Origin of the sequence: Dactylosporangium darangshiense, assembly GCF_039537565.1 — a bacterium.
Classification (GTDB): domain Bacteria; phylum Actinomycetota; class Actinomycetes; order Mycobacteriales; family Micromonosporaceae; genus Dactylosporangium; species Dactylosporangium darangshiense.
This window is the reverse complement of sequence record NZ_BAABAT010000022.1, coordinates 132,344-156,873: the sequence shown is the minus strand read 5'-3', so window position 1 is coordinate 156,873 and position 24,530 is coordinate 132,344. Positions and strand designations below refer to the sequence as shown.

The 24,530-nt window shown below is 73.3% G+C and carries 20 protein-coding genes; 5 read left to right on the top strand and 15 right to left on the bottom strand.

Going from position 1 to position 24,530, the window contains the following annotated elements:
- Window positions 1-136 precede the first annotated feature (136 nt).
- The 4 genes from ABD901_RS33475 to ABD901_RS33460 all read right to left on the bottom strand — a co-directional run bounded on the left by ABD901_RS33475 (window position 137) and on the right by ABD901_RS33460 (window position 4,469).
- Window positions 137-982, bottom strand: coding sequence for a carbohydrate ABC transporter permease (locus ABD901_RS33475; RefSeq protein WP_345132986.1), 846 nt, complete (start codon window positions 980-982; stop codon window positions 137-139).
- Window positions 979-2,100, bottom strand: coding sequence for a carbohydrate ABC transporter permease (locus tag ABD901_RS33470; protein WP_345132984.1), 1,122 nt, complete (start codon window positions 2,098-2,100; stop codon window positions 979-981). Before ABD901_RS33470 ends, ABD901_RS33475 begins: the two co-directional genes overlap by 4 nt.
- A 62-nt stretch (window positions 2,101-2,162) precedes the next feature.
- Window positions 2,163-3,410, bottom strand: coding sequence for a sugar ABC transporter substrate-binding protein (locus ABD901_RS33465; protein ID WP_345132982.1), 1,248 nt, complete (start codon window positions 3,408-3,410; stop codon window positions 2,163-2,165).
- 51 nt (window positions 3,411-3,461) lie between these two features.
- On the bottom strand, window positions 3,462-4,469 hold the full coding sequence (locus tag ABD901_RS33460; RefSeq protein WP_345132980.1) for a LacI family DNA-binding transcriptional regulator: 1,008 nt from the start codon (window positions 4,467-4,469) through the stop codon (window positions 3,462-3,464).
- Window positions 4,470-4,585: 116 nt separating this feature from the next.
- On the opposite strand from ABD901_RS33460, the gene ABD901_RS33455 reads away from it, so the two are divergent.
- Window positions 4,586-6,631, top strand: a complete 2,046-nt coding sequence (locus tag ABD901_RS33455) for an amylo-alpha-1,6-glucosidase (RefSeq protein ID WP_345132978.1) — start codon at window positions 4,586-4,588, stop codon at window positions 6,629-6,631.
- Window positions 6,632-6,661: 30 nt separating this feature from the next.
- Window positions 6,662-7,276, top strand: coding sequence for a TetR/AcrR family transcriptional regulator (locus ABD901_RS33450; protein ID WP_345132976.1), 615 nt, complete (start codon window positions 6,662-6,664; stop codon window positions 7,274-7,276).
- Here ABD901_RS33450 and ABD901_RS33445 read toward each other — a convergent pair.
- Window positions 7,236-7,856, bottom strand: coding sequence for a hypothetical protein (locus ABD901_RS33445; RefSeq protein ID WP_345132975.1), 621 nt, complete (start codon window positions 7,854-7,856; stop codon window positions 7,236-7,238). The genes ABD901_RS33450 and ABD901_RS33445 overlap by 41 nt on opposite strands.
- A 106-nt stretch (window positions 7,857-7,962) precedes the next feature.
- Between ABD901_RS33445 and ABD901_RS33440 the strand changes: the two genes are divergently transcribed.
- Window positions 7,963-10,083, top strand: a complete 2,121-nt coding sequence (locus tag ABD901_RS33440; protein WP_345132973.1) for an MMPL family transporter — start codon at window positions 7,963-7,965, stop codon at window positions 10,081-10,083.
- Window positions 10,084-10,144: 61 nt separating this feature from the next.
- Here the strand turns inward: ABD901_RS33440 and ABD901_RS33435 are convergent, their stop codons facing one another.
- The 5 genes from ABD901_RS33435 to ABD901_RS33415 form a co-directional block, all read right to left on the bottom strand.
- On the bottom strand, window positions 10,145-10,633 hold the full coding sequence (locus ABD901_RS33435) for a hypothetical protein (RefSeq protein ID WP_345132971.1): 489 nt from the start codon (window positions 10,631-10,633) through the stop codon (window positions 10,145-10,147).
- Between the two features lie 69 nt (window positions 10,634-10,702).
- Window positions 10,703-12,643, bottom strand: a complete 1,941-nt coding sequence (locus ABD901_RS33430) for an Hsp70 family protein (protein WP_345132969.1) — start codon at window positions 12,641-12,643, stop codon at window positions 10,703-10,705.
- Window positions 12,644-12,690: 47 nt separating this feature from the next.
- Entirely contained in the window at window positions 12,691-13,545 is an 855-nt protein-coding gene (locus ABD901_RS33425) for an alpha/beta hydrolase family protein (RefSeq protein WP_345132967.1), read from the bottom strand.
- A 32-nt stretch (window positions 13,546-13,577) separates the two neighbouring features.
- On the bottom strand, window positions 13,578-14,135 hold the full coding sequence (locus ABD901_RS33420) for an RNA polymerase sigma factor (protein ID WP_345132965.1): 558 nt from the start codon (window positions 14,133-14,135) through the stop codon (window positions 13,578-13,580).
- Window positions 14,136-14,197: 62 nt separating this feature from the next.
- Complete coding sequence (locus ABD901_RS33415) at window positions 14,198-14,365, bottom strand: hypothetical protein (protein ID WP_345132963.1); 168 nt, start codon at window positions 14,363-14,365, stop codon at window positions 14,198-14,200.
- Between the two features lie 148 nt (window positions 14,366-14,513).
- Here ABD901_RS33415 and ABD901_RS33410 point away from each other — a divergent pair, with 148 nt between their 5' ends.
- On the top strand, window positions 14,514-15,215 hold the full coding sequence (locus ABD901_RS33410) for a Crp/Fnr family transcriptional regulator (protein ID WP_345132962.1): 702 nt from the start codon (window positions 14,514-14,516) through the stop codon (window positions 15,213-15,215).
- 233 nt (window positions 15,216-15,448) lie between these two features.
- Window positions 15,449-16,246, top strand: coding sequence for a hypothetical protein (locus tag ABD901_RS33405; protein ID WP_345132961.1), 798 nt, complete (start codon window positions 15,449-15,451; stop codon window positions 16,244-16,246).
- Between the two features lie 3 nt (window positions 16,247-16,249).
- On the opposite strand, the gene ABD901_RS33400 is transcribed toward ABD901_RS33405, so the two are convergent.
- Genes ABD901_RS33400 through ABD901_RS33380 form a run of 5 tightly spaced genes read right to left on the bottom strand, consistent with a single transcriptional unit; the run spans window position 16,250 to window position 24,440 of the window.
- Entirely contained in the window at window positions 16,250-18,511 is a 2,262-nt protein-coding gene (locus tag ABD901_RS33400) for an outer membrane protein assembly factor BamB family protein (RefSeq protein WP_345132959.1), read from the bottom strand.
- Window positions 18,508-20,313, bottom strand: a complete 1,806-nt coding sequence (locus ABD901_RS33395; protein ID WP_345132957.1) for a dynamin family protein — start codon at window positions 20,311-20,313, stop codon at window positions 18,508-18,510. The genes ABD901_RS33400 and ABD901_RS33395 overlap by 4 nt, the downstream gene beginning before the upstream one ends.
- A complete protein-coding gene (grpE, locus tag ABD901_RS33390) occupies window positions 20,306-20,677 on the bottom strand; it encodes a nucleotide exchange factor GrpE (protein ID WP_345132955.1) in 372 nt (123 codons plus the stop codon). The genes ABD901_RS33395 and grpE overlap by 8 nt, the downstream gene beginning before the upstream one ends.
- Window positions 20,674-22,122 carry a dynamin family protein gene (locus tag ABD901_RS33385; RefSeq protein ID WP_345132954.1) on the bottom strand — a complete coding sequence of 483 codons (1,449 nt, stop codon included), beginning with the start codon at window positions 22,120-22,122 and terminating at the stop codon, window positions 20,674-20,676. Before ABD901_RS33385 ends, grpE begins: the two co-directional genes overlap by 4 nt.
- Window positions 22,122-24,440 (bottom strand): Hsp70 family protein, encoded by a 2,319-nt coding sequence (locus ABD901_RS33380; protein WP_345132952.1) that lies wholly within the window; start codon window positions 24,438-24,440, stop codon window positions 22,122-22,124. Before ABD901_RS33380 ends, ABD901_RS33385 begins: the two co-directional genes overlap by 1 nt.
- Window positions 24,441-24,530 lie beyond the last annotated feature (90 nt).

Below are 24,530 nucleotides of genomic sequence, written 5' to 3'. Positions count from 1 at the left end.
GCCCTCTTCCCGTCGTCGTTGCAGCCGGCGAGCGCCAGCACCGCAACGACCAGGATGAACGCGAGTGGCTTGCGCACGCGCCGGATCATAGAGCAGCACCCGCGTGTTCCGCGGCCCGCTGTTGTCCGGCCCGCGCTCAGCCCTTGTCGCCACCCTCGTTGGCGCCGCGGATGAAGTACCGCTGGAACACCACGAAGATGACGGCGACCGGGATCGTGGCCAGCAGCGCCGCGCCCAGCTTGAGCGGGTACTGGTTGCCCTTGCCCAGCGAGCCGCTGACCAGGTCGGCCAGGCCGCGCGGCAGGGTGAACAGCGCCGGGTCCTGCACCGCGACCAGGGTGTGCGGGAACTCGTTCCACGAGCCCTGGAACGACAGGATGGTGAGGGTGATCAGCGCGGGGCGGGCCATCGGCAGCACGACGGACCAGAAGGTGCGGAAGGTGCCGGCGCCGTCGATGCGGGCCGCCTCCTCGACGCTGACCGGGATGGACTCGAAGAACTGCTTCATGATGAACACGCCGGCCGCGTCGGCCAGCAGCGGCACGATCAGGCCCGCATAGGAGTTGTAGATGCCGAGCTGCTTGAGGACCAGGAACTTCGGGATCAGCAGCACCACGCCGGGCACCGCCATCACCGCCAGGACCGCGTTGAAGACCGCGCCCCGGCCGCGGAAGCGCAGGCGGGCCAGGGCATAGCCGGCCAGGGAGTCCAGGAACACGCGGCCGGCGGTGACGACGACGGTGACCAGGACCGAGTTGCCGAGCCAGAGCGGGAAGTCCGTGCCGAACAACTGGTGGAACCCGTTGAGGTCGACCGCCGCCGGGATCGGGGACAGGGGGTGCGCCGAGGCGTCGGCCTCGGTCTTGAACGCGTTGCCGATCTGGATCACGAAGGGATAGAGGAAGACCAGGCCGAAGAAGATCAGGATGGCGTACCCGAGGAAGGCGCTCACCAGCGCCCGCGGGTCCCGGCGGCCGTTCATGCCGCGTTCCCTTCCGCCCGGCTGCGGCTGCGGCGGCGGGGCTTGTCGTCGCGCTCGCGCAGCATCCGGCGCTGGAGCAGGGTCAGCAGGATGATGATCAGGAAGAGCACGAACGAGATGGCGGCGCCCGAGCCGTAGTCGAAGTTGCGGAACGCGGTGCGGTAGGACAGGTAGGCCGGGGTGAGCGTGGTCTTGGCCGGGTCGCCCTGGCTCATCACGTAGATCTGGTCGAAGACCTGCCAGGTGCTGATCAGGCCGAGGGTCAGCACCAGGAGCATGGTCGGCCGGATCATCGGCAGCGTGACGTAGCGGAACCGCTGCCAGCGGCCGGCGCCGTCCAGGGTGGCCGCCTCCTCCAGGGCCACCGGCACGTCCTGCAGCGCGGCCAGGAACATCAGCATGAAGGTGCCCGAGGTGGTCCAGACGACGAGCATGATGATCGCGCACATCGCCACGCTCGGCCCGGAGAACCACTCCCACCAGCTCAGGCCGAGCGGGCCGCCGCCGGCCAGCCCGGCCGGGGCGTCGTGGACGCCGACCAGGCCCAGCAGCAGGTGCACGATCCCCCTGGGGTCGGAGAACCACTGCGGGCCGGAGAGGCCGACCATGGACAGCAGCTGGTTGATCGCCCCGGAGCTGGAGAACATGAAGAGGAACACCACGCTGATCGCCACCGAGCTGGTGACCGAAGGGAAGTAGAACGCGGTCCGGAAGAACGCCTTGCCCTTCAGCATGCGGGCGTTGACCACCAGCGCGAGGCCGAGGGACAGCGCGGTCTGCAGCGGTACGACCAGCGCGACGTAGTAGAGGTTGTTGCGGATGGCGGTCATGAAGTCCCGCCGGTCCAGGCTGTCCTCGGTGAACAGCCGGGTGTAGTTGTCCACGCCGACGAACGGGGTCCCGGCGGTGAACGGGCTGCCCTGCCCCCGCCAGTCGGTCAGGCTCACCCAGAGCGCCATGAGGATCGGCAGCAGCAGGAACAGGCCGATGAGCACGATCACCGGGGCGACGAACAGCCAGCCGGCGACGCCCTCGTTGCTGCGGATGCCCTTGCCGCGTCGTACCGGCGGGGGTTTCGGGGTGGACGCGCCGGCGGCGGCCACCGTGTCGGTTGCCAATGGTTGCTCCCTCCTGCAGGGCCGGGTGCCGGGCCCGCCGCGGCGGGCCCGGCACCGGGGGATCAGCCCTTGAGGGCGGCCTCGGTGTTCTTCTGCACCCGGGCCAGCAGGGCCTTCGGGTCGCCGGCGGCCAGGCCCTGGATGCCGGTGTCCAGGTCGGCCAGCACGCTGTCCATCTTCGGCGCGTTGACCGGGCCCTGCGCGTAGGCGGCGCCGTCGATGAACGGCTTGTCGGCCGGGAACGCGGCCGTGTACTGGTCCTTGACCGACTGCCGCGACGGCATGACGCCGAACGCCTTGGCGAAGCTCATCTGCTGCTCGCCGGCGGTCATCGCCTCGACGAACTTGATCGCCTGGTCCTTGTACTTGCTCTTCGCCGCGATGCCCCAGCAGTTGGTGAACGAGAGCGTCGCCTGCGCCTTGGGGCCGGCCGGCAGGGGGTGCACGGTGTACTTCACGTTGGGGTAGTCGGTCTGCATGGCGCCCTTGATCCAGTTGCCCTCGATCGTCATGGCGGCCTTGCCCTTGCCGAACGCCTCGCCGGCCCAGCCGGAGTCGAGCTGCTTCGGGAACTGCACGAGCTTGTCCGTCAGCAGCGTCTTGACGTACTGCAGGGCCTGCAGGTTCTCCGGGCTGTCGGCGGTCGCCTGCTTGCCGTCGGCGCTGAGGATCCAGCCGCCGGCGCCCTTCATGAACGCGCCGACCCGGTCCCGGGTGTCGCCGAGGGCCATCGGCGTGACGCCCGCCGCCTTGAGCTTCTGCGAGACGGTGGTCAGCTGGTCCCAGGTCGTCGGCACGTCGGCATCGGTCAGCCCGGCCTTGGCCCACAGCTCGGTGTTGATCTCCAGCGCCAGCGTCGAGAAGTCCTTCGGCGCGCAGTAGAACTTGCCGTCGTAGGTGAAGGTCTTGCGCAGGCTGTCGTAGAAGTCGTTCGCGTTGCTGATCTTGTCGCCGTACGGCTCCAGCGCGCCGACGCTCGCGTAGTCGGCGAAGCGGCCGGCGTCGACGTAGAACACGTCGGGCGGGGTGCCGCCGGCCAGCGCCTGGCCGAGCTGCTGGGTGAGGTCCTGTGCCGGGGTGACGGTCGCGGTGTTGCCGCTGTCGGAGGCCCACTTGGCCGCGGCGTCCTGCACGGCCTTGGTCTCGGCGGCGCCGGACGAGCCGATCAGGATCTGCAGCGACGCCTTGCCGGACTGCTGCTGCGAAGAGCCCTTGTTGTCGTCGAAGCCGCCACCGCAGGCGGCGGACCCGAACAGCGCGGCCGCGGCAACGCCCGCGACGGCCAGCTGGCGGAATCCGGTCTGTTTCATGTCGATCTCCTGATCAGGCGGGGGACGGAAAGGAGAGGAGGGATGGGGCGTTCAGGCCGACTGGCGCACGACCAGGGTCGGCTGGAGGAGCATCGGTCCGATGCGGTGGCCGAGGGCGGCGTGGTCGCCGTCGAGCGCCGAGGCGAGCAGGTCCATGCAGCCCGCCGCGGCCTCGGCGAGCGGCTGGCTGACGCTGGTCAGGCCGACCGCCCGGGCGACCGGGGTGTCGTCGAAGCCGGTGACCGCGACCGTCGCGCCGGCGGCCCTGACCGCCTGCAGGGCGCCCAGGGCCAGCGAGTCGCTCGCGCAGACCAGGGCGGTCGGCGGCGCGTCACCGCGGAGCAGGTCGCCGGCGACCGACTCGCCCTGGGCGATCCCGTCCGGGGTCTGCCGGTCCAGCGCGGCGGCCGGCTCCAGGCCGGCGTCGCGCATCGCTCGCGCCCAGCCCGCCCGGCGGTCGTCGCCGACGCCGGAGCCGGCGGGCCAGCCGATGAAGCCGATCCGCCGGTGGCCGGCGGCGATGAGATGGTCGGTGGCGTGGGCCGTGCCGGAGGCGCCGTCCACGTCCACCCACAGGTGCCGCTCGGGGTTGTCCCACGGCCGGCCGAACGTGACGAACTGGACGCCCCTGGCGGCGAGCCACTCAGTGCGTACATCGCCGTGGTCGGTGCCGGTCAGCACGAACGCGTCGAGCTCGTACGAGCTGAGCAGGTCGTCGTAGGTGGCGATCTCGTCGGCCGGGCCGGCCGCGGTGTAGAGCATCACGCGGTAGCCGGCGGTCGCGGCGGCATCGGTCAGCCCGTGCAGGAAGCGGTCCAGGACCGATCCGTTGATGCCGTCGCGGGTGGGCTCGATCCGCACCGCGATGAGCTGTGAGCGGCCGGTGCGCATCTGGCGGGCGGCCCGGTTGGTGCGGTAGCCGAGGGCCTCGATCGCGTCGAGGACCCGCCGGCGGGTGTCCTCGCGCACGACATCGGGGCTGTTCAGGACGTTGGACACGGTCTGGCGGCTGACCTGCGCGTGCTGCGCAACCGTGGAGATCGTGACCTTTTCCGCCATTTGCACCCCTCTACGGTCTTGATCGTTCAAACGCTGCTATGCACAATTAGATCGTTCAAGTTGCGGGAATGTTTCGCACTCTGCACCGGCTGAGTCGATCTGTCAAGGAGCCGCTTATGACGCCGCCACTCCAGCCCCTGTTGCACGATCTCGTCGGCGTCGTGCTGGCGCCGACCAGCGTCCTGAGCGACGCCGGCGGGCAGATCCGGCCGGGCGTGGGGGTCCAGGGAGTCTTCCGGGCCGACGCGCGGGTGCTGTCCCGGGCCGAGCTGCGCCTCGACGGGCGCGAGCTCGAGCCGATCGCGCACGCGCCGGACGGCCCGCACGGCGCCCGGTTCGTCGGCCTGGCCCGCTGGCTCGGCGATCCCGGCCCCGACCCGACCGTCCGGGTCGACCGGCTCCGGCACCTCGACGGCGACGGGCTGACCGAGGAGATCGTGGTGCGCTCGACCGCGGCCGTCCCCGTCCGCGCGCTGCTCACCGTCGACCTGGCCTGCGACCTCGCGCCGATCGAGGTGCTCAAGTCGGGCGGTTCGGCGCCATCGCTGCCGGCCGAGGCCGGTCCGGACGGGCTCACCTGGCAGGCCGGCGGCACCACCGTCACGGTCACCGGCGAGGACGCAGCCGTTGCGGACGGCGCACTGCGCTGGCCGATCGACCTTCCCCCCGGCGGCACCGCGACCCTGCGCTGGCACCTGCTGGTCGAGGACCCCAAGGCCGTGGTGGCCGCACCGGCCGGCCCGCTGCCCTGGTCGCGCCCCGAGGTGACGGCCGGCGATCATCGGCTGACCCGGCTGCTCGAGCGGTCCCTGGACGACCTGCAGGCGCTGCGCCTCACCGAGGCCGGCGACCCGGACGGCACCTTCATCGGCGCCGGCGTGCCCTGGTTCCTGACCCTGTTCGGCCGGGACAGCCTGTGGGCGGCCCGGATGATGCTGCCGCTGGGCACCGACCTGGCCGCCAGCACCCTGCGGGTGCTCGCCCGCCGGCAGGGCACCCGTGACGACCCGGCATCCGGCGAGGCGCCGGGCAAGATCATGCACGAGCTGCGCCGCCACGAGTTCCACCTGGCCGGCAACGGCCTGCGCCTGCCGGCCGCCTACTACGGCACGGTCGACGCCACGATGCTCTGGGTGATCCTGCTGCACGAGGCCTGGCGCTGGGGCCTGCCGCCCGAGCGGGTCGAGCCGCTGCTGCCGCATCTGGAGGCGGCGCTGGGCTGGCTGGCCGAGTCGGCCGACCCGGACGGCGACGGCTTCGTGGAGTACCGCGACACCAGCGGCCGCGGCCTGTCCAACCAGGGCTGGAAGGACTCGGGCGACGCGGTGCGCTTCCATGACGGGCGCCGGGCCACCGCGCCGATCGCGCTGGTCGAGGTCCAGGGCTACGCCTACCAGGCCGCCGTCGGCGGCGCGGACCTGCTCGAGGCGTTCGGCCGCCCGGGCGCGCAGCGCTGGCGGGAGCACGCCGCCCGCCTGGCCGAGCGCTTCCGGGCCGCGTTCTGGGTCGACGGGCCGCTCGGCGCCCACCCCGCCCTCGCCCTGGACGCCGCCAAGCGCCCGGTCGACTCGCTGACCAGCAACATCGGGCATCTGCTGGGCACCGGCCTGCTCACCGCGGCCGAGTCCGCCCAGGTCGCCGCGGTCCTCGCCACGCCGGAGATGTCCGGCGGGTTCGGCCTGCGCACGATGTCGACGACCGACGCCGGCTTCAGCCCGCTGTCGTACCACTGCGGCTCGATCTGGGCCCACGACACCGCGATCGTCCTGTCCGGCCTCGCCGAGACCGGACACGGTGCCCCGGCCGCTCGCCTGGCCGACGGGCTGCTCGGCGCGGCCGAGGCGTTCGGCTACCGGCTGCCGGAGCTCTACGGCGGCGACGAGCGCACGCTGCTCGGCCGGCCGGTGCCCTACCCGGCCGCCTGTTCACCCCAGGCCTGGTCGGCGGCGGCCTCGGTGGCCATCCTGCGCGCGGTCCTCGGCCTGCACCCCGACGTGCCGAACGGCCGGCTCGAGGTGCGCCCGCTGCCGGGCCTGCCGTTCGGCCCGGTCACCGCGCGCGGCCTGCGCATTGCCGGCGCGACGATCGACGTCTCCCTCGACGCCACCGGCACCGCCAAGGTCAGCGGCCTGCCGGCGGACATCGCGGTGGTCGCGGCCTGACGAGAGCGGTTCGTCACCTAGAGTGTGCGCATGGCGAGCGCGGGCGGGAGCGGCGGTCGACCGCAGCGGGCCGACGCGCGGCGCAACATCGCCGCGATCCTCGACGCGGCCGTGCTGTGCCTGGCCGAGGACCCCGACGCGAGCCTCGGCGACATCGCGCAGGCGGCCGGGGTCGGGCGGGTCACGCTGTACGGACACTTCAAGAGCCGCGCCGATCTCGTCGACGCGGTGCTGACCCGCACCATGGCCGAGGCCGACGAGATCCTGGACCGGGTCGATACCACCGGCGACCCGAGCGCGGCGCTGACCCGACTGGTCGAGGCCTCGTGGCAGATCGTCCACCAGTTCCGGGCCGTGCACCGCGCCGCCGGGCGCGAGCTGCCGGCGGAGCGGCTGCACGGCAGCCACGACCGGGTGCGGCGGCGCATCCAGAGCATCGTCGAGCGCGGCCGGCGCTCCGGCACCTTCCGCGGCGACCTGCCCGCCAAGTGGCTCACCACGACGGTCGTCGGGCTCATGCACGCCGCCGCAGAGGAGAGCGCCGCGGGCCGGCTCGCGGCCGGCGACGCGCCCCGGCTCATCAGCGCGACCGTGCTCGCCGCGCTCACGGCGCCGGACGAGTCCAGTGGCGCGTCATCAGGATGAAGCCGATCGCGAAGGGCACCGCGCCGGCGATCTCCAGGACCTCGATCGCCGGTGACGTGGGGCCCAGCCCGAAGATCGCGAGCCCGCCCAGGGTGTAGGCGACGGCGCCGGCGGCGAGCAGCAGCCCGGCCCACCGGGCGCCGTGGCGGGCGTTGAGCAGGCCGAGCAGGATGTGGCCGAGCGGGAACAGCAGCAGCGCCGGCAGCACGATGATGGCCGTGCCGGTGTCGAGGTCGGCCGAGGTGTGGACGAGGTCCGGCGCATAGCGCGCGGTGACCGGGTTGCGCGTGCCGTCCACGACGATGAGCCCGAAGTACCAGATCGTGCCCAGCACCGCGGCGTAGACGCCGGTCAGGTCGCGCGGGCGCAGGCGGTCGGCGCCGAGCCACGCCAGGCTGAACAGGCCGACCACCTGCAGGATCAGGCCGACCGCCTCGAGGCCGTGCGTCAGCCCGTACAGCTGCCCGACCTCGGCGATGTGCGCGCCGTCGCGTTCGGGGTGGACCACGACGGCGGCCAGGAACACCAGCACGCCCGGGATCGCGGTCGCCGCCGCGATCCGGCGCAGCAGACCTTGCATCGTGCCTCCAGGGGTAAGTCGTACATTTGAGTTCGACTTGGCTACGATAGCCCGCACCGAGTTATGTCGAACAACTCAGTACGACTTAGTGTGTGGAGGAGAACAGGTGACCCGCTTCTCGCGGTTCGTGCTGCGCCACCGGACGGCCGTGGTGCTGGCCTGGCTCGTGCTGCTGGTGGCCGGCGGTGCGTCGGCCGGCCGGCTGTCGGGCCGGCTCTCGCACGACTTCGCCTTCCCGGACACCGCCGCCGACCGGGCCAACCATGCGATCCTGGCCGAATACGGCAACGGCGCAGGCACCTACCCGCTGGTGCCCGTGGTCGTGCTGCCCGGCCCGGCCGGCGTCGACGACCCGGCGCTCGGGCGCGCCTTCGCCGCCGCGGCCGTCGACCCGGGCCTGCGCGTGGTGTCGTACGCGTCCACCGGCGACCGCCGGTTCGTCGGCGCCGACGGTCGTACCGTGTTCGGCCTGGTCTTCACCCCACCGACCCGTGGCGCCCCGCCGCGCGACTACGCGGCCCGCATCACCGCCGCGATGTCGCGCGCCCTGCCGCCGGGCGCGACGGTGAACGTCACCGGCCTCGACGAACTGTCCACGGTGGACAACACCGGCTCCGGCACGGGCGTGCTCACCGAGACCCTGATCGGCGCCCTCGGCGCGCTGCTGGTGCTGGTCTTCGTGTTCGGCTCGCTGCTCGCCCTGGTGCCGCTGCTCGTTGCCGCCGTGTCGATCCTCACGACGTTCCTCATCGTGCTCGGCCTGACCGGCATCTCCGACGTGAGCTTCATCGTCCAGTTCCTCGTCGCCCTGATCGGCCTGGGCGTGGCCATCGACTACTCGCTGCTGCTCGTCACCAGATGGCGCGAGGAACGGGCACAGGGTCACACCGGCGACGAGGCCGTGCACCGCGCGATGGCCAGCGCGGGCCGGGCCGTGCTGCTCAGCGGCGTGACGGTCGCGATCGGGTTGGTGGCTCTGGTGGTACTCCCCGTGCCCTTCATGCGCAGCGTCGGCTACGGCGGCATGCTCGTGCCGCTGGTCAGCGTGCTGGTCACGCTCACCCTGCTACCGGTCCTGCTGGCCACCGCCGGCCCGCGCATGGAATGGCCCCGGCGCACCCGGGAGCGCCCGACCGGCCGCGCCTGGCGCGCCTGGGCGAGCGGCGTCGTGCGCCACCGCTGGCTCGCGGCCGCGGCCGCCCTGGCGATCCTCGGCCTCCTGGCCGCGGCGGCCACCGGCATCAGGCTCGGCGACGCCGAGAGCGGCGCCCTCGCCGGGTCCGCCCGCCCGGCCGCCGCGGCCGGGCTGCGCGACCTCACCGACGCCGGCGTGCCCAGCGGCGTCCTGACCCCCATCGAGGTGCTCGTACCCGAGGGCGCGCGGCCACCGTCCACGGTGGACGCCTACGCCACCGTCGCCCCGGCCGGCACCCGGCTGCTGGTCGTGCTGCCCCGCCACGAGGCCGGCAGCGACGCCGGCAAGGAGGAGATTGCCCGGGTCCGCGACGCCTTCCGCGACGTGCCCGGCGCGCAGGTCGGCGGCCTGGGCGTGCTGCAGTACGACGCCGAACACGCCCTCTACGGCCCGTTCCCGCTGCTGCTCGCGCTCATCGGCCTGGTCACCCTGGTCCTGCTGACGAGGGCGTTCCGCTCGCCGCTGCTCGCGCTCAAGGCGGTGCTGCTCAACCTGCTCTCCCTGGCGGCGAGCTACGGCGTGCTGGTCCTCGTCTGGCAGGACGGCCACGGCTCCGACGCGATCTGGAACGTCCCGGCCACCGGCGCGATCACCTTCTGGGTGCCGCTCATGGCCTTCGCGTTCCTCTACGGCCTGTCCATGGACTACGAGGTCTTCATCCTGGCCCGGATGCGCGAGGAGTACGACGCCACGGCCGACACCCGCACCGCGATCGTGGAGGGCCTCGCGCGCACCGGCCGCCTGGTCACCAGCGCCGCGCTGATCCTCTTCCTCGCCTTCGTGTCGCTGGCCACCGCCCCCAGCCCCGACATCAAGATCCTGGCGACGGCCCTGGGCGCCGGCATCCTGCTCGACGCCACCGTCGTGCGCAGCCTCCTGGTACCCGCGACGGTGTCGCTGTTCGGCCGATGGAACTGGTGGCTGCCCGGCTGGGCCGCCCGCGCGCTGCGCATCGATACGCTACGACCCGATGCGGACCGGGATGACGACCCGTCCGTGCCGGCGCTGAGCGGGCCGGCGGGCTCGGGCTGATCACGACGAGGGCCGCGGGCACTGTTCGCCGCGGCCCTCGTCGCGCTCGAGGACCTGACTGTCAGGCGGCCGGGGACGTGTACGTCACCGGCTTGCCGCAGTAGCTCGGCGGGAGGGTGACGACCGGGTTGCGGCAGACCTGCACGACGACGGTGTCGACGCCCTTCGAGCCGGCGGCGGCGCCCAGCATGAACGAGAAGGTGACGGTGGCGTTGTCGGCCGTGCGGCTCTGCCGGTCGACCTCGACGCCGTGGGTGTACGCCACGAACGTGACGGTGCTGTTGTACCCGTCGTTGCGGCAGATGGCGCCGGGGTCGATGGGCAGGGGGCGGTCGGCGACCTTGCCGGAGACGGCGACGCCCGGACCGGGCAGCGGCGACGGGCCGACCTGCCAGCCCAGCGTGCCGGAGCTGGAACCGTACGTGCAGCTGTCGCCGGAGTCGGCGGCGAACGCCTGGCTGATCACTGCGGCGTGCGCTGCGGTGGGGAGGGCCAGGACGGTTGCCGTGGCGGCGGCAGTCAGGATCGCCGCCGAGCGTACGTTTCGCATGTGCCGGATCCCTTCGTCGAAGTGCGTTCACTGGTAACTGACCATCGACGAATCTACATGGTTGCATGCTTAGGCGCAGGCCGCCTCGACGAGCCCGTAGTGGCCGCTGGTCAGCACGACGGCCTCGTCGCGGTCCTGGTAGAAGGGGAGCGTGGAGCGGTCGCCGTCCCACCGCTCGCCGCCGTTCACCGTGGTGATCCAGATCGATCCCCGCGGCACCTTGAACGGCTGCAGGTGGCTGCTCTCGCCCATGTGGCCGTAGTCGTACGTCATCTCGAACGTCTGGCACGGGCCGTTGACGCGGTCGGCGATGCTCATGCCGGTGGCCTCGCTGTCGCCGGGGCCCTGGTCGGAGTTGACGATGATCTCCCAGTAGCCGTCGGCGTCGGCGAGCTTCGACGGCGGCCACTCGCAGGTCTTGAACTGCTGCACGCCAGCGCCGTTGTCGTCGGTCTGCTTCGCCTTCGTCATCTTGTGCTGCCGCTCGCAGTCGGCCACCTTCGTCGCCGCCTCGGCCTGCAGGTCCTTGGTCGGCGCCGCCTTCGAGGTCGGCGCGGCCGGGGTGGTGGTCCCGCTGCCGGCGTTCGTGGTCGGGCCGTTCGAGGCGGTGGCACCCGGGTCGTCGCTCAGCAGCAGCGAGGAGACCACGACCGTCGCGATCACGAGCACCAGCGCCGCGACGCCCCACAGCACCTTCGTCGCGGTGCTCATCGCGTCGACGGTCCGCCGCAAGCCGCTCGGCGGCGGCTGATAGGCGGGCGGCGGCTGGTAGGCGGGCGGCGGTGGTTGGTAGGCGGCCACCGGACTGACCGGCGCGGGTGCGGGCGGCGCCGAGAACGGTGAAACCGGCGAGATCGGGGCCGACGCCCCGGTCTGCGGGTAGGCGGGGCCTCCAGAGGTGACCGGGGGCGCCGACGTCGGCGCGACGGCAGGTGCGACGGCGGGCGCGGCGCGGTGGAAGTGCAGGGTGCCGCCGGCGACGATGAGCTCTGGCTGCTCGATCACGGTCGGCGCGACGCCGAGGGACTGGTGCAGCAGGGTGGCGGCCAGCGGCATGCGGCTGGAGCCGCCGACGAGGAACACCGAGGCGATGTCCTCGGTGCGGATGCCGGCGTTGCGCACGGCGACGCGGGTCGCGGCGACCGTGCGCTCGAGCAGCGGCTGTGCCAGGGCGTCGAGCTGCTCGCGGCCGAGGACCGCCTCCACCTCGAGGATCGGCAGGAAGATCGTCGTCATCGCGGTGCGCGACAGCGCCTCCTTGCCGGCCCGCACGTCGTCCCAGAACGTCCGGGACAGCCGGCGGTCGTGTGACGTCGCCGGCGCGGTGAGCCGGCGCCAGGCCTCGGGGTCGGCCGCGCCGTAGGTGGCGCCGAAGTGCGCGACGATCGCCGCGTCGAGGTCCAGCCCGCCGGCGTCGAGCAGCCCCTCCGCGGCGAGGACCTCGAAGCCCTGTGCGGTGCGCCGCACGACGGACGCGTCGAACGTCCCCGCCCCGAAGTCATACACCACAAGACAGGCATTCAGCGGTACCTCATGACGAAGCGCGAACACGTAGAACGCCGCGGCGGCGACGGGCTCGGCGACCAGCTCGGCGGCCGGCAGCCCCGCGGCGGCGGCCGCCTCCAGCAGGGTCTGCCGGCGGCGCGCGCCCCAGCCCGCCGGGTGGGTCAGGACGAGGCGGCCGACCGGGGCGCCCGCGACGCGCAGCGCCTCGTCGTGCACCCGCCGCAGCACGGCGCCGATGGCCGCGGTGACCGGCACGGCCCGCTCGCCGAGCAGGATCTCCCCTTCGTCGATGCGCGACTTCGGGTGCCCCTCGAACCCTTCGGGCCGGCTGCGCGAGGCCTGCACCGCGTCGCGGCCCACGAGGAGGTCGCCGTTCTGCGTGAGGCAGACGGCGGAGGGCAGCAGCGGGGTCTCGCCGAACAGCAGCGGCGCGGCCCGGCCGTCGTCCAGCCCGACCATCGCGACCGTCGACGAGGTCCCGAAGTCGATGCCAAGCGTCACCATGGCCAGGTCTTACCACACCGGCTGGCCAAGATCGATCCGCCGTACCGTCAGAGCCGGTCTTGGAGCTTTCCGGTGTCGCCCGCGTCGGCGGCCAGGCGGGCGCGGGCGGGGTCGTCGTGCAGCAGGGACCAGCGCAGGAAGTCGGTCGTCGTCTTGGCCACCGCCGCGAACTCGGGGCCGTCGGCCAGGTACGGGTCGAGGTGGTCGCCCTTGGGCAGTTCCAGCAGCGCCTTGGGCCAGGGCAGGGGGTCGTACGCCTCCGTGCTCCCCTCGAACTTCACGACCTCGTCGGCGCGGCCGTGCACGAACAGGATCGGCGCGGGCGGGCCGGTGTAGCCGACGCCGAAGGGCCACTGCCCGCCGGCGAGGATGACGCCGGCCTTGAGGCGCTCGTCGCGGTGCTTCGTGAACATGCCGACCGTCGTCATGCCGCCCAGCGAGTGCCCGGCCGCGGCGACGGCGTTTGCGTCGATGCGGCCGAAGAGGGGGTCGCCCTGCGTCGTGTCGAGGGCCAGGACGGCGGTGAGCACGGCGGCGTTGTCGGCCGGCTGGTTCACGATGTCGTCGTCGTCGAGCTTCGCCGAACCGCGCGCCGAGTGCGGGAACGTGGGCGCGGCGACGACGAAGCCGGCGGCCGCCCACGTGCGCAGCAGCGGCAGGTAGTCGTCGGGGCGGCGGGTGTACCCGTGGCTGAACACCACGACCGGGTGCCGGCCCGCCGTGGTCGGCTGGACCAGCAGCGTGGGCAGCGGCCGGTCGGGGCCGCCGGACAGCTGCAGTGTGCGCTCGGTGACTGCGGGCGCCGCCGCCGGTGTCGCGGTCGAGCCGGGGCCGCCGCGGCCGCAGGCGGCGAGCATTCCGGCAGCCAGGAGGCCGGCGAGGGTCAGGCGGATCAGGCGCACACATTGATCATAGTGGGCGTCTTCCCGCAGTCCTACGCCTCCGGTGCCGCCGGGGCGGACAGCAGGGCGCGCAACGTTCTGCGGCCGCGTGAGAGCCGGCTGCGGACGGTGGCCTCGGGAATCCGGCACAGGGCGGCGATTTCGTGGTACGGCCAGCCCAGTCCGTCCGACAGGATCACCACGGTGCGGTAGTGCTCGGGGACCTGCCGCAGCGCCGCCCGGAGCTCCTCCCGGTCGATCACCTCCGACTCCGGTGACTGCGACGGCATCTCCCACGCCGGCTCCGCGACCGGCACCGGACGCCGCAGGCTGCGACGGTGGTGGTCGATCGCGGTGTTCACGACGATCCGGTAGAGCCAGGTCCGCACCGATGACCGCCCGTCGAAGCCCGCGCAGTGCCGCCAGGCCTTGATGAGGACCTCCTGCAGCAGGTCCTGTGCGTCGTGCGGGTCGCGGCTGAACCGGCGGCAGTAGGCCCGCAGCTCCAGGTCGTAGCGTCTGGTCAGCGTCCGGAACGCCTGCGCGTCGCCCGCGGCGCACCGGCGCAGCAGTACCGGATCGGTCTCGTCGTCGAGCGTCGTCGTCATCATGTCTGTCCCGCCTGACCTTGTAGGTGGCATCAGGCTCACGCGGCGCCGACGGCGGAACATCGTCAAACGATGACGTCCGGGGCAGATTTCCGAGGAGCGGGGCGCGACCGGAGCGCCTCGGCCAGGCGGGCCAGGGTGGCGTGGTCGAGGTTCACGACGTCGCCGAGGAAGTCGAGGAGCCACGCGTCCGTGGGCCGCAGGACGCGCTGGGCGGGAAGCGGTTGCCGCATGCCGAGTCTGACGTGCGGTCCCGCGGGCGCGTGCCCGACCGGCACAACGGATGTGGGCCGGCCGGTGAGATCAACTCGTCCGTTGCGCCGGTGCCAGGGTGTTCCCGCGTCGCTAGAGTCGCCGTTACCCGATCTGAACGGTGGATCCGTGACGCAGGCACAGCCCTCCTGGGCGCAGGGGACCTTCCTCGCCGCGCTGCGCGGTGCCGACCGCGACGAGCTGCTGACCCTCGGATCGCCGCGGACGTTCGCCGTCGGCTCCGCCCTGGTGCGCGAGGGTGAGCGCGGCACCGACCTGTACGTGCTCCTGCGGGGCTGCGTGAAGGTCCTGGGCGACACCGTCGACGGGCACACCACGCTGCTGGCGATCCGGGTGCCCGGAGACCTCGTCGGGGAGCTGGCGGGCGTGCGCAACGACGTGCGGTCCGCGACCGTCCTGGCGGCCACCCGTTGCATCGTGCGCAGCGTCGACCGGCCCACCTTCGACGCGTTCCTGCAGCGGCGCCCGGCCGCCGCCCGGGAGTTCATGGCCAGCATCACCGGCAAGCTGCAGCAAGCCACCCGGCTGCGCATCGACCTCATGGGCGGCTCCGCCGCGGTCCGCCTGGCGCGCATCCTGCTGCCGCTCTACGAGGCGCATGCGCTGCCCGGCCGCGACGGCGCGATCGGCATGCCGCTGAGCCAGCGCGAGCTGGCGGCGCTGGCCGGGGTGGCGCCCGCCAGCATCTACCGGTCCCTGGCCGGGCTGCGCGCCGCCGGCGTCGTCGACACGGGCTACCGCCAGATCGTCATCCGCGACCCGGTCAGGCTGGCCCGGCTGGCCCGCGGCGAGGAACCGGAAGGGCACTGACGGGCCCGGGCACAACCACCGGGGCGGGTGCGTCCAACTCGGCGCTGGTCATTGGACGTACCGACGCTGAGGAGCTGGGAAGCATGGACATCGCCATCAAGGGTGGAATCGTCGGACTCGCCGTCGCGGTGGTCTTCTTCGTGGTGCAGAAACTGCGGGGGAAGTGACGCCCTGCCCGCTGCTACCATCCCGCCAGCAGGCCACTGCTGGCGGGATGACGGGAGACACCAGCCATGCCGATGCCGCTGCCCGAGAACCGACTGTGTTTCGTCGTCGACATCGTGTCCTACAGCACCCGGCCGTCGGTGCGGCAGGTGGAGGCGCAGAGCCGGGTCGCGGCCGTGATCGCCGCCGCCCTGACCAGGGCCCGGATCGCGCCCGGGCACTGCGAGCGCCAGGACCGCGGTGACGGCCAGTTGCTGCTGCTGCCGATCGGCGCCGACCCGGTGCGGACCGTTCCGGCGCTGGTACAGGGGCTGCTGGCGGGTCTCGCGGAGGCGAACCGGGTGGCGGCGCTCACCGACCGGATCAGGCTGCGGGCGGCGCTGTCACACGGCGTGGTGCGGATCGCGGCGACCGGCTACGTCGGCGACTGCGTCGTCGAGGCCTGCCGGATCGTGGACGCGAAGCCGCTGAAGCAGGCGCTGGCGGAGCGCCCCGACCGCGACCTCGTCGTCGCGCTCTCGGCCGAGCTGTATCGCGACGCGGTCCTGTCACCCTACGGCGACCTCGCGCCGGAGCTGTTCTGCGAGGTGAACGTCGCGGAGAAGGAGCTGTCGACGACGGCGTGGATCTGCCTGCCCGACCGGCGCGGTCCGGGCGGCGCCCCGGCCGGCGATCTCGCCATGGGCCCGCCCGGACCCGGCGCCGGCGGATGGCTCAGCGGCGCGGCGCGACCCTGGCTCGCGGGCGCCGCCGGATGGGCCATCGGCGAGGAGTGGGGCGACGACCGGGACACCGTCGCCGGCGATCGCGCGACCGCCCCGCACTGGCAGGACCACCACCCGCACCACGACGCCTGGGGTTCGTGAGCGTCAGCCGGCGACGGCCACGTGCTCGCCGGTCTTCGCGTCGATCGCCATGAGATGCCCGTCCCGTCCGGCGAAGAACAGGCGGCCGTCGGCGTACGCCGGGCGGGAGTGGTGCGTGCCGAACCGCAGATCGATGCTCCACTTCTCCCGGCCGTTGCTCGCGTCGATCGCGCACAGCCGCCCGGAGGACGCCAACGACGACCCGACATCGATCAGCGTGCTCAGGAAGCCGAGGAAGCCGCCGGGCGCTTCGGAGTTGTCGCCGACGCCCATCCACGTGCCGGTGCTGACGAACACGAGGCCGTCGGCGACCAGCGGGGTGGCGTTGACCTGGTCGCCGGTGCTGAACGACCAGCGCACCCGCCCACTGCCGGGCTCCAGCGCGATCACGCTGCCGTCGCGGCTGCCGACGTAGACGAGGCCGTTGGCGCACACCGGAGCGGCCACCAGCGGCGCGCCGATCTGCGCCCGCCAGACCTCGCGGCCCTTCATCCCGAACATGCCCTGGTGCGCCACGACGCCGCGCAGGATGCCGTCGGCGCCGCCGACGTAGACGATGCCGGCGCGGGCCGTGGGCGCCGACAGCTCGCCGCCGCCGCCCTCCCAGCGCCACCGGATGTTCCCGCCGGCCGCCTCGATGGCCTCCATCAGCCCGCCGTTGGTGCTGCTGGTCGCGTAGGCGAGCCCGTCGCAGACACAGACGGCGGCGCCGGACAGCGCGGTGTGCCACAGGCCGCGGCCCTGCCCGACGCTGATGGCGCTGACGCCGGCGCTGAACGGCACGAACGCGGTCGAGCCGGCGACCTCGAGATTGGCCGTCGGGTTCGGGTGTTCGCCGGGCTCCTCGGCGAGGCGATGCTGCCACACCTGGGCGCCGGTGGCCGCGTCGAGCGCCACGACACGGCCGTCGAGCCGCAGCAGCACCCGCCCGGGCGTCAGCGCGGCCGGCCGTTCCGAGGAGAGCTGGCTGGTCCAGCGCACCGCCCCGTCGTCGAGGCCGACGGCGGCGGTGCCCGGCCCGTACGAGACGATGGCGACGCCGTCGCCGATCACCGGCGTCACGTCGACGAGCCCGGCCTTCATGTCCAGCGGGACCGTCCACACGCGCTTCGGTGCCTGGCGCTGCCGGTCGGCCCGGCCGACCGGGACCGGTCGCGGGTCCGGCGCGGGCCTGGGCGGGGGCGGCGCGGCCACCGGTGCGATCCGGGTGAGCGCGCCGATCGCCACGACCGCCTTCGGGTCGCCCTGCACGGTGGGCAGCCGGCCGCCGAGCGCGGCCGCCACCTGCTCGGACACGCACGGCATCCGGCTGGCGCCGCCGGTGAGGTAGACGGCGGTGAGATCGGCGAGGCGGGTGCCGGCGCGGGTGACGGTCTGCTGCAGCTCCCGCACCGTGCGCTCGAGCAGCGGCGCGATGGCCTGCTCCAGCTCGCGCCGGGTCAGGTGGACCTCGTCGGGGAGCCCCGGGACGTAGACGTACGCGGTGGGCTTCTCCGACAGGGTGTGCTTGGCGGAGACGATGTCGGCGCGCAGGCTCGAACGATCCCGTTGCGCCCTCGGCCCCTCGCCGGAGGCGATGCTCAGCCACGCATCCTCGTCGGAGGCTTCGGCGTGCGCGCCGACCACGCCCATGAGCGCCTCGTCGACGTCCTCGCCGCCGAGGTGCGCGTCGCCGCCCGGCGGGCCGACGAGCTCGAACCCGGTCGGCGTGCGGCGCAGCACGGCCGTGTCGAACGTGCCGCCGCCCAGGTCGTACACGCCGATCAGCGCGCCCGCGGTCACCGTGGCGTCGGCGTAGTAGTTCGCGGCCGCGACCGGCTCGGCGACGAACTCCGGCTTCGCCAGGCCCGCGATCCGGCCCGCCTCCGCGAGGCGGCCCAGCTCCACCCGCCCCCACGCGGCCGGGTGGGTCAGCACGACCCGCGCCGGATCCTGGTCCTGGAACCTTCTGCGCGCCTCCGCGACCACCTTGGCCAGGACGACGGCGACCACCTCGGCGGTGCCGATCGCGTGGCCGCCGATGACGATGTGCGTCGAGGAGGCCAGGGCCCGTTTCGGCAGCCGCTCGGCGCGCTCGGGGAACTGCGCGGCCCGCCCGCTGGCGCGCTGCCCGGCCAGCATCGTTCCGTCATGTTCGAGGTACACCACCGACGGCACGTACCGCGAGTTGTCGACCTCGATGACCTCGATCCGGCCGTCGGGCGTGCGCACCGCGCCGGTGGTGTTGCTCGTGCCGAAGTCGATCGCGAGTTCCCAGCTGGTCATGGCGCTCCAGACGTCAGGGCGGGCGGCGAGGCGGGGCGGGAGAGCAGCCGCACGCACCGCTCGAGCAGCGGCCGCACGAGCGCCAGCCGCTGCTCCGTCTCGGCTCGTGCCTGGGCGAGCTCGGCCGCGGAGATGTTCCGGGCCGCAGCGCTCTCGGCGAGGGTCTGCTCCAGTTCGGCGCGGCGCGCGGCCAGTTTCGCGCTCAACGCCCGGTCGAACAGCGTGATGCGCTCCTCCAGCGCCTGGCTGACGGCCGCCGGTACTTCGGTGCCGAGCTCGCGGAAGACGCTCTGGACGAATCGCTGCGCTTCGACGCGGGCCTGGGCGGCCTGTTCCCGGGCCGCGCGTTGCTTGTGGATGCTGTGGCCGATGAACCCGCCGAGGCCCAGGAGCAGCAGCGGGTTCACCGAGCTCAGCACGATGTGACCGAGCGCGAACGCGATGCTCATCCCCGGCCCGTACCGCTCCACCAGGTGCATCCCGGTGACCGGTGCGGCGCCGCCGTCGCCGATCACCAGGGGCGGGAGGTCGCGCAGCCGCTCGGGGTAGGCGATGGTCCGCGACAGCGCGTCCACGCCCTGCTCGTCGAAGGCCCACGCCAGCTGGCCGGCCAGCTCGGCGAGGTTGTGCTCGACGGTGGTCTCCAGCTCCATCCAGATGCCGCGCATGCCGGCGTCGAGGTCGTCGGCGAGCGTGGCCAGCTCATACGGGTCGGCGTGCAGGACCCGGTAGTCGGCGGCGTCGCGCAGGTCGGCCGCGAGCCGCTGGTAGGTCAGGCGCAGCTGGGTGTCGAGCTTCTTGAAGTGCTCGGCCAGCTGCCGGCGCCAGGCGGCGTCGGCGGCCTGCAGCTCCAGCAGGCCGGCCCGCTGGCGCTCGGTGGAGCGCACCAGCTCCTCGTCGCCCGCGAGGGCGCGCAGCCTGACCTCGTGCTGGTCGGCGAGCCGGCGTGCCACGCTGTAGGCCGACTGCAGCAGGTTGGCCGAGCGCAGGTCGTCGGCCCGGCTGGCGACCCGCGCCTGCAGCGCGTCGGCGAGCTCCGGCACGCCGCTGTCGGCCAGGTGCCGGCCCCCGGCGGCGGCCTTGCGGGCGCTCACCGCGAACCAGGGCGCGTTCGCGTAGCGAGGTGCGTGCTGTGCCAGCAGCTCGTGGTTGGCGGCGAGGGTGTCGCGCCAGCTCGGGTACTTGTCGATCTGGGTCAGCACGAAGAACACCGTCGCGATGCGTTCGGTGGCCCGCTGCAGGAAGCGGCACTCGGACGCGGTCAGCTCGCTGCTGCCGTTGACGACGAACATGAGCGCGTCGGCGGCGTTCAGGGTCGCCATGGTGATGGCGGCGTGGCCGGCGACCAGACCGCCGACGCCGGGCGTGTCGATCAGCATCAGCCCCGAGCCGAGCAGGTCGCTCGGCACGCCCACCTCGACGCTGCGCACGCCGCTGCGGCGCACCCGGCCGGTGACGGGGTCCAGGGAGGCGTATGCGGGCAGGTCGTCGAGGCCGATCGGGATGCCGCCCGGGTGCTCCTCGGTGACGGCGACCGCGCGTGGCTCGGCCGCATGGCGCACCACGAGGTGGACGGTGGTGGCGACGTCGGCCTCCACAGGTAGCAGGCCGGGCCGGCCGACGAGGGCGTTGATCAGCGAGCTCTTGCCGCGCTTCTTCTCGCCCACGACGACCACGGCCGCCGCACCGCTGCGGGCCCGGGCCAGCTCCTCGCGCAACGCGACGGCGTCGCCGGCACCGCCGATCCGCTCGGCGACCGTGGCGATGCCGGCGACGAGGTCGACGATCTCGTGCTCACCCATCGTCGCCGATCCCTTCGGTCCGGAAGACCATGACCTCCGGCAGCCGCAGCACCCGGCCGCGGTCGACGTATCCGGCGCGTTCGGTGCTCGCCACCGTCTTCTGCAGGTCCGGGTCGGCGGTCGGCTCCCGGCCGACCGCGTCGTGCAGGCGCTCGTCGTACGGCTGGCCGTCGACGATGACGCATTCGACGCCCACCTCGCCGAGGTGGCGGTTGAGCCGCTTCCAGAGCGCGGGATCGCGGTCACGGAGGCGATCACCGATGTCGATCATCGCGGCGACGAGCAGGTCGCGCTCGGGATCCGGTGGCGTCTCACCGCGCCCCCGGCGCATCTGTCGCCACCACGCCGCGGCCTTGGCGATCATCCCCGTTCCCCTTCGATCTCGAAGTACAGCGACTCGTACGCCTCGCGCACCGTGCGGGCGTGGCGGGCCAGGCTCCGCGACGGGCTGCCCTCCAGGGCCCGCCACCGCCCGATCTGCCGGTCGGCGGCGGCGCGCAGCTGTGCCGGGTCCGTGCCGGGCGGCTGTCCCAGCCGCGCGGCCGGGTCGGCACCGGTCACGAGGGCGAGCAGTTCCTCGCCCGCCTCGGCGAGGGCGCCCTCGCCGGCGGCGGTCAGCACCGTGGCGAGCGCCGCCCGCCGCAGTCTCGGGTCGCGGCGCACCTGCGCCAGCTCCTCGCGCAGGCCGGCGAGGACCTCCCGCTCGTCGGCGTCCCGGCCGGTCCACGTCAACGGCTCCACGTTGGACAGCACGCGGTCGACCCGCAACCAGTCGGCGCTGCCCGCGAAGTGCCGGTCGATGGCCTGCGTCAGCGCGTCGATGCCCGACAGCCGGCGCAGTTCGGCGAGGAGCCGGACGGTTCCGGTGACGCCGCCGTCGAGCGCCGCCAGCGCCTGCCCGATGCCGTACACCCCGAGGAGCTTGAGCAGTCGTTCGCGGGCGGCGGGCGGCAGGTCGGTCGCGTCGCCGGCCCGGAAGTCGTCCGGCGAGAACAGCAGCTCGTCGCGCTCCGGCCCGGACAGCGGGACGAGGCGGCGCAGCAGCTGGGTGTCGCTCTCGGTGAACGTCTCGCCCAGCGCCGTCTGTGCCAGCAGCCCGACGATCGGGATCACCTCGGCGACCTGGGTCGTGAGGCGCTGATGGTACCGATCGGCGATGCGTCGGGCCACCGGCCACGGGTCGCCTTCGCCGTCGCCGAGTTGGTCGATGCGGCTGAGCACCCCGATGGCGTTGACCGCGCACATGCCCGCGCCGCCGGCGCCGCCCCGGAACGCGGCGAGCGCCTCGGCGTCGCGCTCGCCGGGATGCGGCATCACGTACAGCAGGGCGTCGGCGTCGGCGAGGGCGAGCATGGAGTACTCGTCCAGCCCCGACAGTGCGTCCAGGCCGGGGGTGTCCACCACGGTGTACTGCTCGCGCAGCCGCCGGTTGGACGTCGCGACGGTGAGGTGCGCGACGTCCTCGGGCGCCGTGCCCAGCTTGGCCGGCACGCCACCGCCCGGCGCCGTCGCGATGGCGTACGGCTCGCCGCGTTTCGGCGTGACCGTCACCCGGTTCTGGTCGCCGTAGACGAACCAGGTCACGATCCGCGTGCACTCGGTGGCGTCGGTCATCGCCAGGCCCTGCCCGAGCAGCGAGTTCACCAGCGTGGACTTGCCGGCGTTGAGCCGGCCGCCGACCGCGACGCGCAGCCCGCCCTCGCTGAGCCGCACCTTGGCCGCGGCCAGGGCCTCGCGGGCGGGGCCGGGCTCGAGCGCCGCCTCGGCCGCCGCGCACACGTCGTGCAGCCGCTCCCGCAGCTGCGTCATCAGAGCGCCTCGATCATGTGGACCCGGCCGTCTTCGGTCAGCGCGTACACGACACCGCCCGCGACGACCGGCCGGGCGGCGGCCCGGGCGTCGAGGTCGACGATCCAGCGCTCGGTGCCGTCGCTCAGGTCGATCGCGTGGACCTCACCGTCGTCGGTGATGTAGTAGCCGGTGTCGCGGTCGACGACGAGCCCGTCGTTACCGGCGTGCCGCGGGCCCGCATATTCCCAGGCCAGGTTGCCGTCCGCCGCGTTGAACGCCAGGAACCCGCCGTCCTTGGCCCGGACGTACAGGTGGTCCCGATCCGCCGTGAGGAAACGGCCCGCGGCACCCAGCGGCGCGAAGGTGATGCCGTCCGGCGTCTTGCTCCAGCGCCGGTTGCCGGTCATCGCGTCCAGGGCCATGATCACGGCGTCTTCGGCCGCGCCGCAGATGTAGACGGTCCTGCCGTAGCCTGCGACCGTCGCCAGATGCAGCTCGTTGATGCCCCAGGCGGGCTTGCCGGTGGTGGCGTCGACCGCAATCACGCCGTTGCTCTTCAGGCACCACGAGACGATCCGGTCGCCGACGGCCACCGGCTGGGCCAGGGGCGCCTTGGCCACATGCTCGAGCGCCATGAAGACGATCCCGGCGAATGCGGAAACCATCAATGCCGTCATGAAATCCGTCCTCGGTCCGGACAGGCCGAAGTCGGACTCCTTGGGTTGACAGGCCCAGCGCTCGGCGCCCGAGTTGGCATCGACGCAGACCAGGCCGGTCTGGGTGGCCACGACCACCTGGCTGCCGGCGAGCTGGGCGTTGGACATGCCCTTCTGCGCGCTCTTGAACAGCTTGGCGCGATGGCGGTAGGACCAGCGCTGCCGCCCGGTGCTGGCGTTGAGCGAGACGAGCTCGTCGCCGGGCTCGGTCACGAAGACGTGCCCGCCGCTGACGATCGGTGTGCGCGGCACCACCCCGGGCGCGTACCGCCCGTAGGACCAGCTGAGCCGGCGGGTCCGCAGATCCACCGCATGCAGCTGGTTCGCCTGCACCAGCAGCTGGTCGCCGGAAACCGCCAGGCTCGCGTACAACGGGTGGAACATCTCCAGGGAGATGGCCTTGCCGTCGTCGTCGACCAGCTCGTTGATCGGCGGCTCGATCCGCGGCAGCTGCACGACGGTCGTCACCCGCGGCCCGCTCGGCACCACCGGCACCGGCGCCGGCCTGACGACGATCTCGGCGAGCGGCGGTATGAACAGGTCCGCCTTGATCGGCTCCACCCGGGTCAGCGCGCCCAGCACGACGACTGACTTCGGGTCGCCGTGCACCTCCGGCAGCCGGCCGACCGCCTCGGCGACCAGGTCGGACACCCGCGGGATCCGGCTGGAACCGCCGGTCAGGTAGACCGCCGCGAGCGACTCGGGTGCGACCCCGGACGCGACGATGGTGCGGCGCAGCTCGGTGACGCTGCGGCGCAGGTGGCCGTCGATCGCGCCCTCGAACTCGCCGCGGGTGAGCCGGAACTCGTCCGACGGACCCGGCACGTAGACCTCCGCGGTGGGCCGCTCCGACAGCCGCTCCTTGGCCGCGATCACGTCCTCGCGCAGCGATGCCCGGTCGCGGGCCGAACGCCGGTCGGTGCCCTCCGACAGCTCCTTCCAGCTGTCCGGGTCGGCCGAGGAGGCCCAGGTGCCGACGAGCCCCAGCACGATCTCGTCGAAGTCCTCCCCGCCCAGGTTCGCGTCGCCGCCGGGCGCGCCGACGAGCTCGAAACCGTCGGCGGTGCGGCGCACCACGGCCGTGTCGAAGGTCCCGCCGCCGAGGTCGTAGATCGCGATGTGCGAGCCGAGCGCGATCTTGCCGTCGGCGTAGTACGCCGCCGCGGCGACCGGCTCCGCCAGGAACTCGGGCGCGGGCAGCCCGGCGAGCCGGGCCGCGTCGGCGAGCGCCTGCACCTGCCGGCGGTCCCATCTGGCCGGGTGGGTCAGCACGACCCGCTGCGGCGCCCGGCCGCCGTGCTGGCGCAGCGCCTCCGCGGCGACCTTGCGCAGCACCACGGCGACCAGCTCGGCGGGGGTGAAGTCCTGCTTCGCGATGCGGACCGGCTCGCCCTCGGCCAGGACCCGCTTCGGCAGCCGCTCGGCCCGCTCGGGGAACTGCAGCGCGGCGCGGTAGGCCTCACGGCCGGCGGTCAGCGCCCCGTCCTGCTCCAGGTACACGACGGACGGCAGGTAGCGGGAGTTGTTGATCTCGACGACCTCCGGTGCGCCGGTCGCCGTGCGCATCGCCACGGTGGTGTTCGACGTCCCGAAGTCGATCGCCAGTTCCCACGCCGTCACTGCAGCCTCCCCGTCTGTCCCGCCCTGTCGCGGTTGCACCTGGTAAGACGCGCGCCGCGGGCGATCTGTGTCTGTGGAAGGCTATTTTTG

Coding starts and splice junctions, on each gene's coding strand:
- ABD901_RS33475 (WP_345132986.1), bottom strand. CDS start 982: ATGAACGGCCGCCGGGACCCGCGGGCGCTGGTGAGCGCCTTCCTCGGG.
- ABD901_RS33465 (WP_345132982.1), bottom strand. CDS start 3,410: ATGAAACAGACCGGATTCCGCCAGCTGGCCGTCGCGGGCGTTGCCGCG.
- ABD901_RS33460 (WP_345132980.1), bottom strand. CDS start 4,469: ATGGCGGAAAAGGTCACGATCTCCACGGTTGCGCAGCACGCGCAGGTC.
- ABD901_RS33455 (WP_345132978.1), top strand. CDS start 4,586: ATGACGCCGCCACTCCAGCCCCTGTTGCACGATCTCGTCGGCGTCGTG.
- ABD901_RS33450 (WP_345132976.1), top strand. CDS start 6,662: ATGGCGAGCGCGGGCGGGAGCGGCGGTCGACCGCAGCGGGCCGACGCG.
- ABD901_RS33445 (WP_345132975.1), bottom strand. CDS start 7,856: ATGCAAGGTCTGCTGCGCCGGATCGCGGCGGCGACCGCGATCCCGGGC.
- ABD901_RS33435 (WP_345132971.1), bottom strand. CDS start 10,633: ATGCGAAACGTACGCTCGGCGGCGATCCTGACTGCCGCCGCCACGGCA.
- ABD901_RS33430 (WP_345132969.1), bottom strand. CDS start 12,643: ATGGTGACGCTTGGCATCGACTTCGGGACCTCGTCGACGGTCGCGATG.
- ABD901_RS33420 (WP_345132965.1), bottom strand. CDS start 14,135: ATGATGACGACGACGCTCGACGACGAGACCGATCCGGTACTGCTGCGC.
- ABD901_RS33415 (WP_345132963.1), bottom strand. CDS start 14,365: ATGCGGCAACCGCTTCCCGCCCAGCGCGTCCTGCGGCCCACGGACGCG.
- ABD901_RS33405 (WP_345132961.1), top strand. CDS start 15,449: ATGCCGATGCCGCTGCCCGAGAACCGACTGTGTTTCGTCGTCGACATC.
- ABD901_RS33400 (WP_345132959.1), bottom strand. CDS start 18,511: ATGACCAGCTGGGAACTCGCGATCGACTTCGGCACGAGCAACACCACC.
- ABD901_RS33395 (WP_345132957.1), bottom strand. CDS start 20,313: ATGGGTGAGCACGAGATCGTCGACCTCGTCGCCGGCATCGCCACGGTC.
- grpE (WP_345132955.1), bottom strand. CDS start 20,677: ATGATCGCCAAGGCCGCGGCGTGGTGGCGACAGATGCGCCGGGGGCGC.
- ABD901_RS33385 (WP_345132954.1), bottom strand. CDS start 22,122: ATGACGCAGCTGCGGGAGCGGCTGCACGACGTGTGCGCGGCGGCCGAG.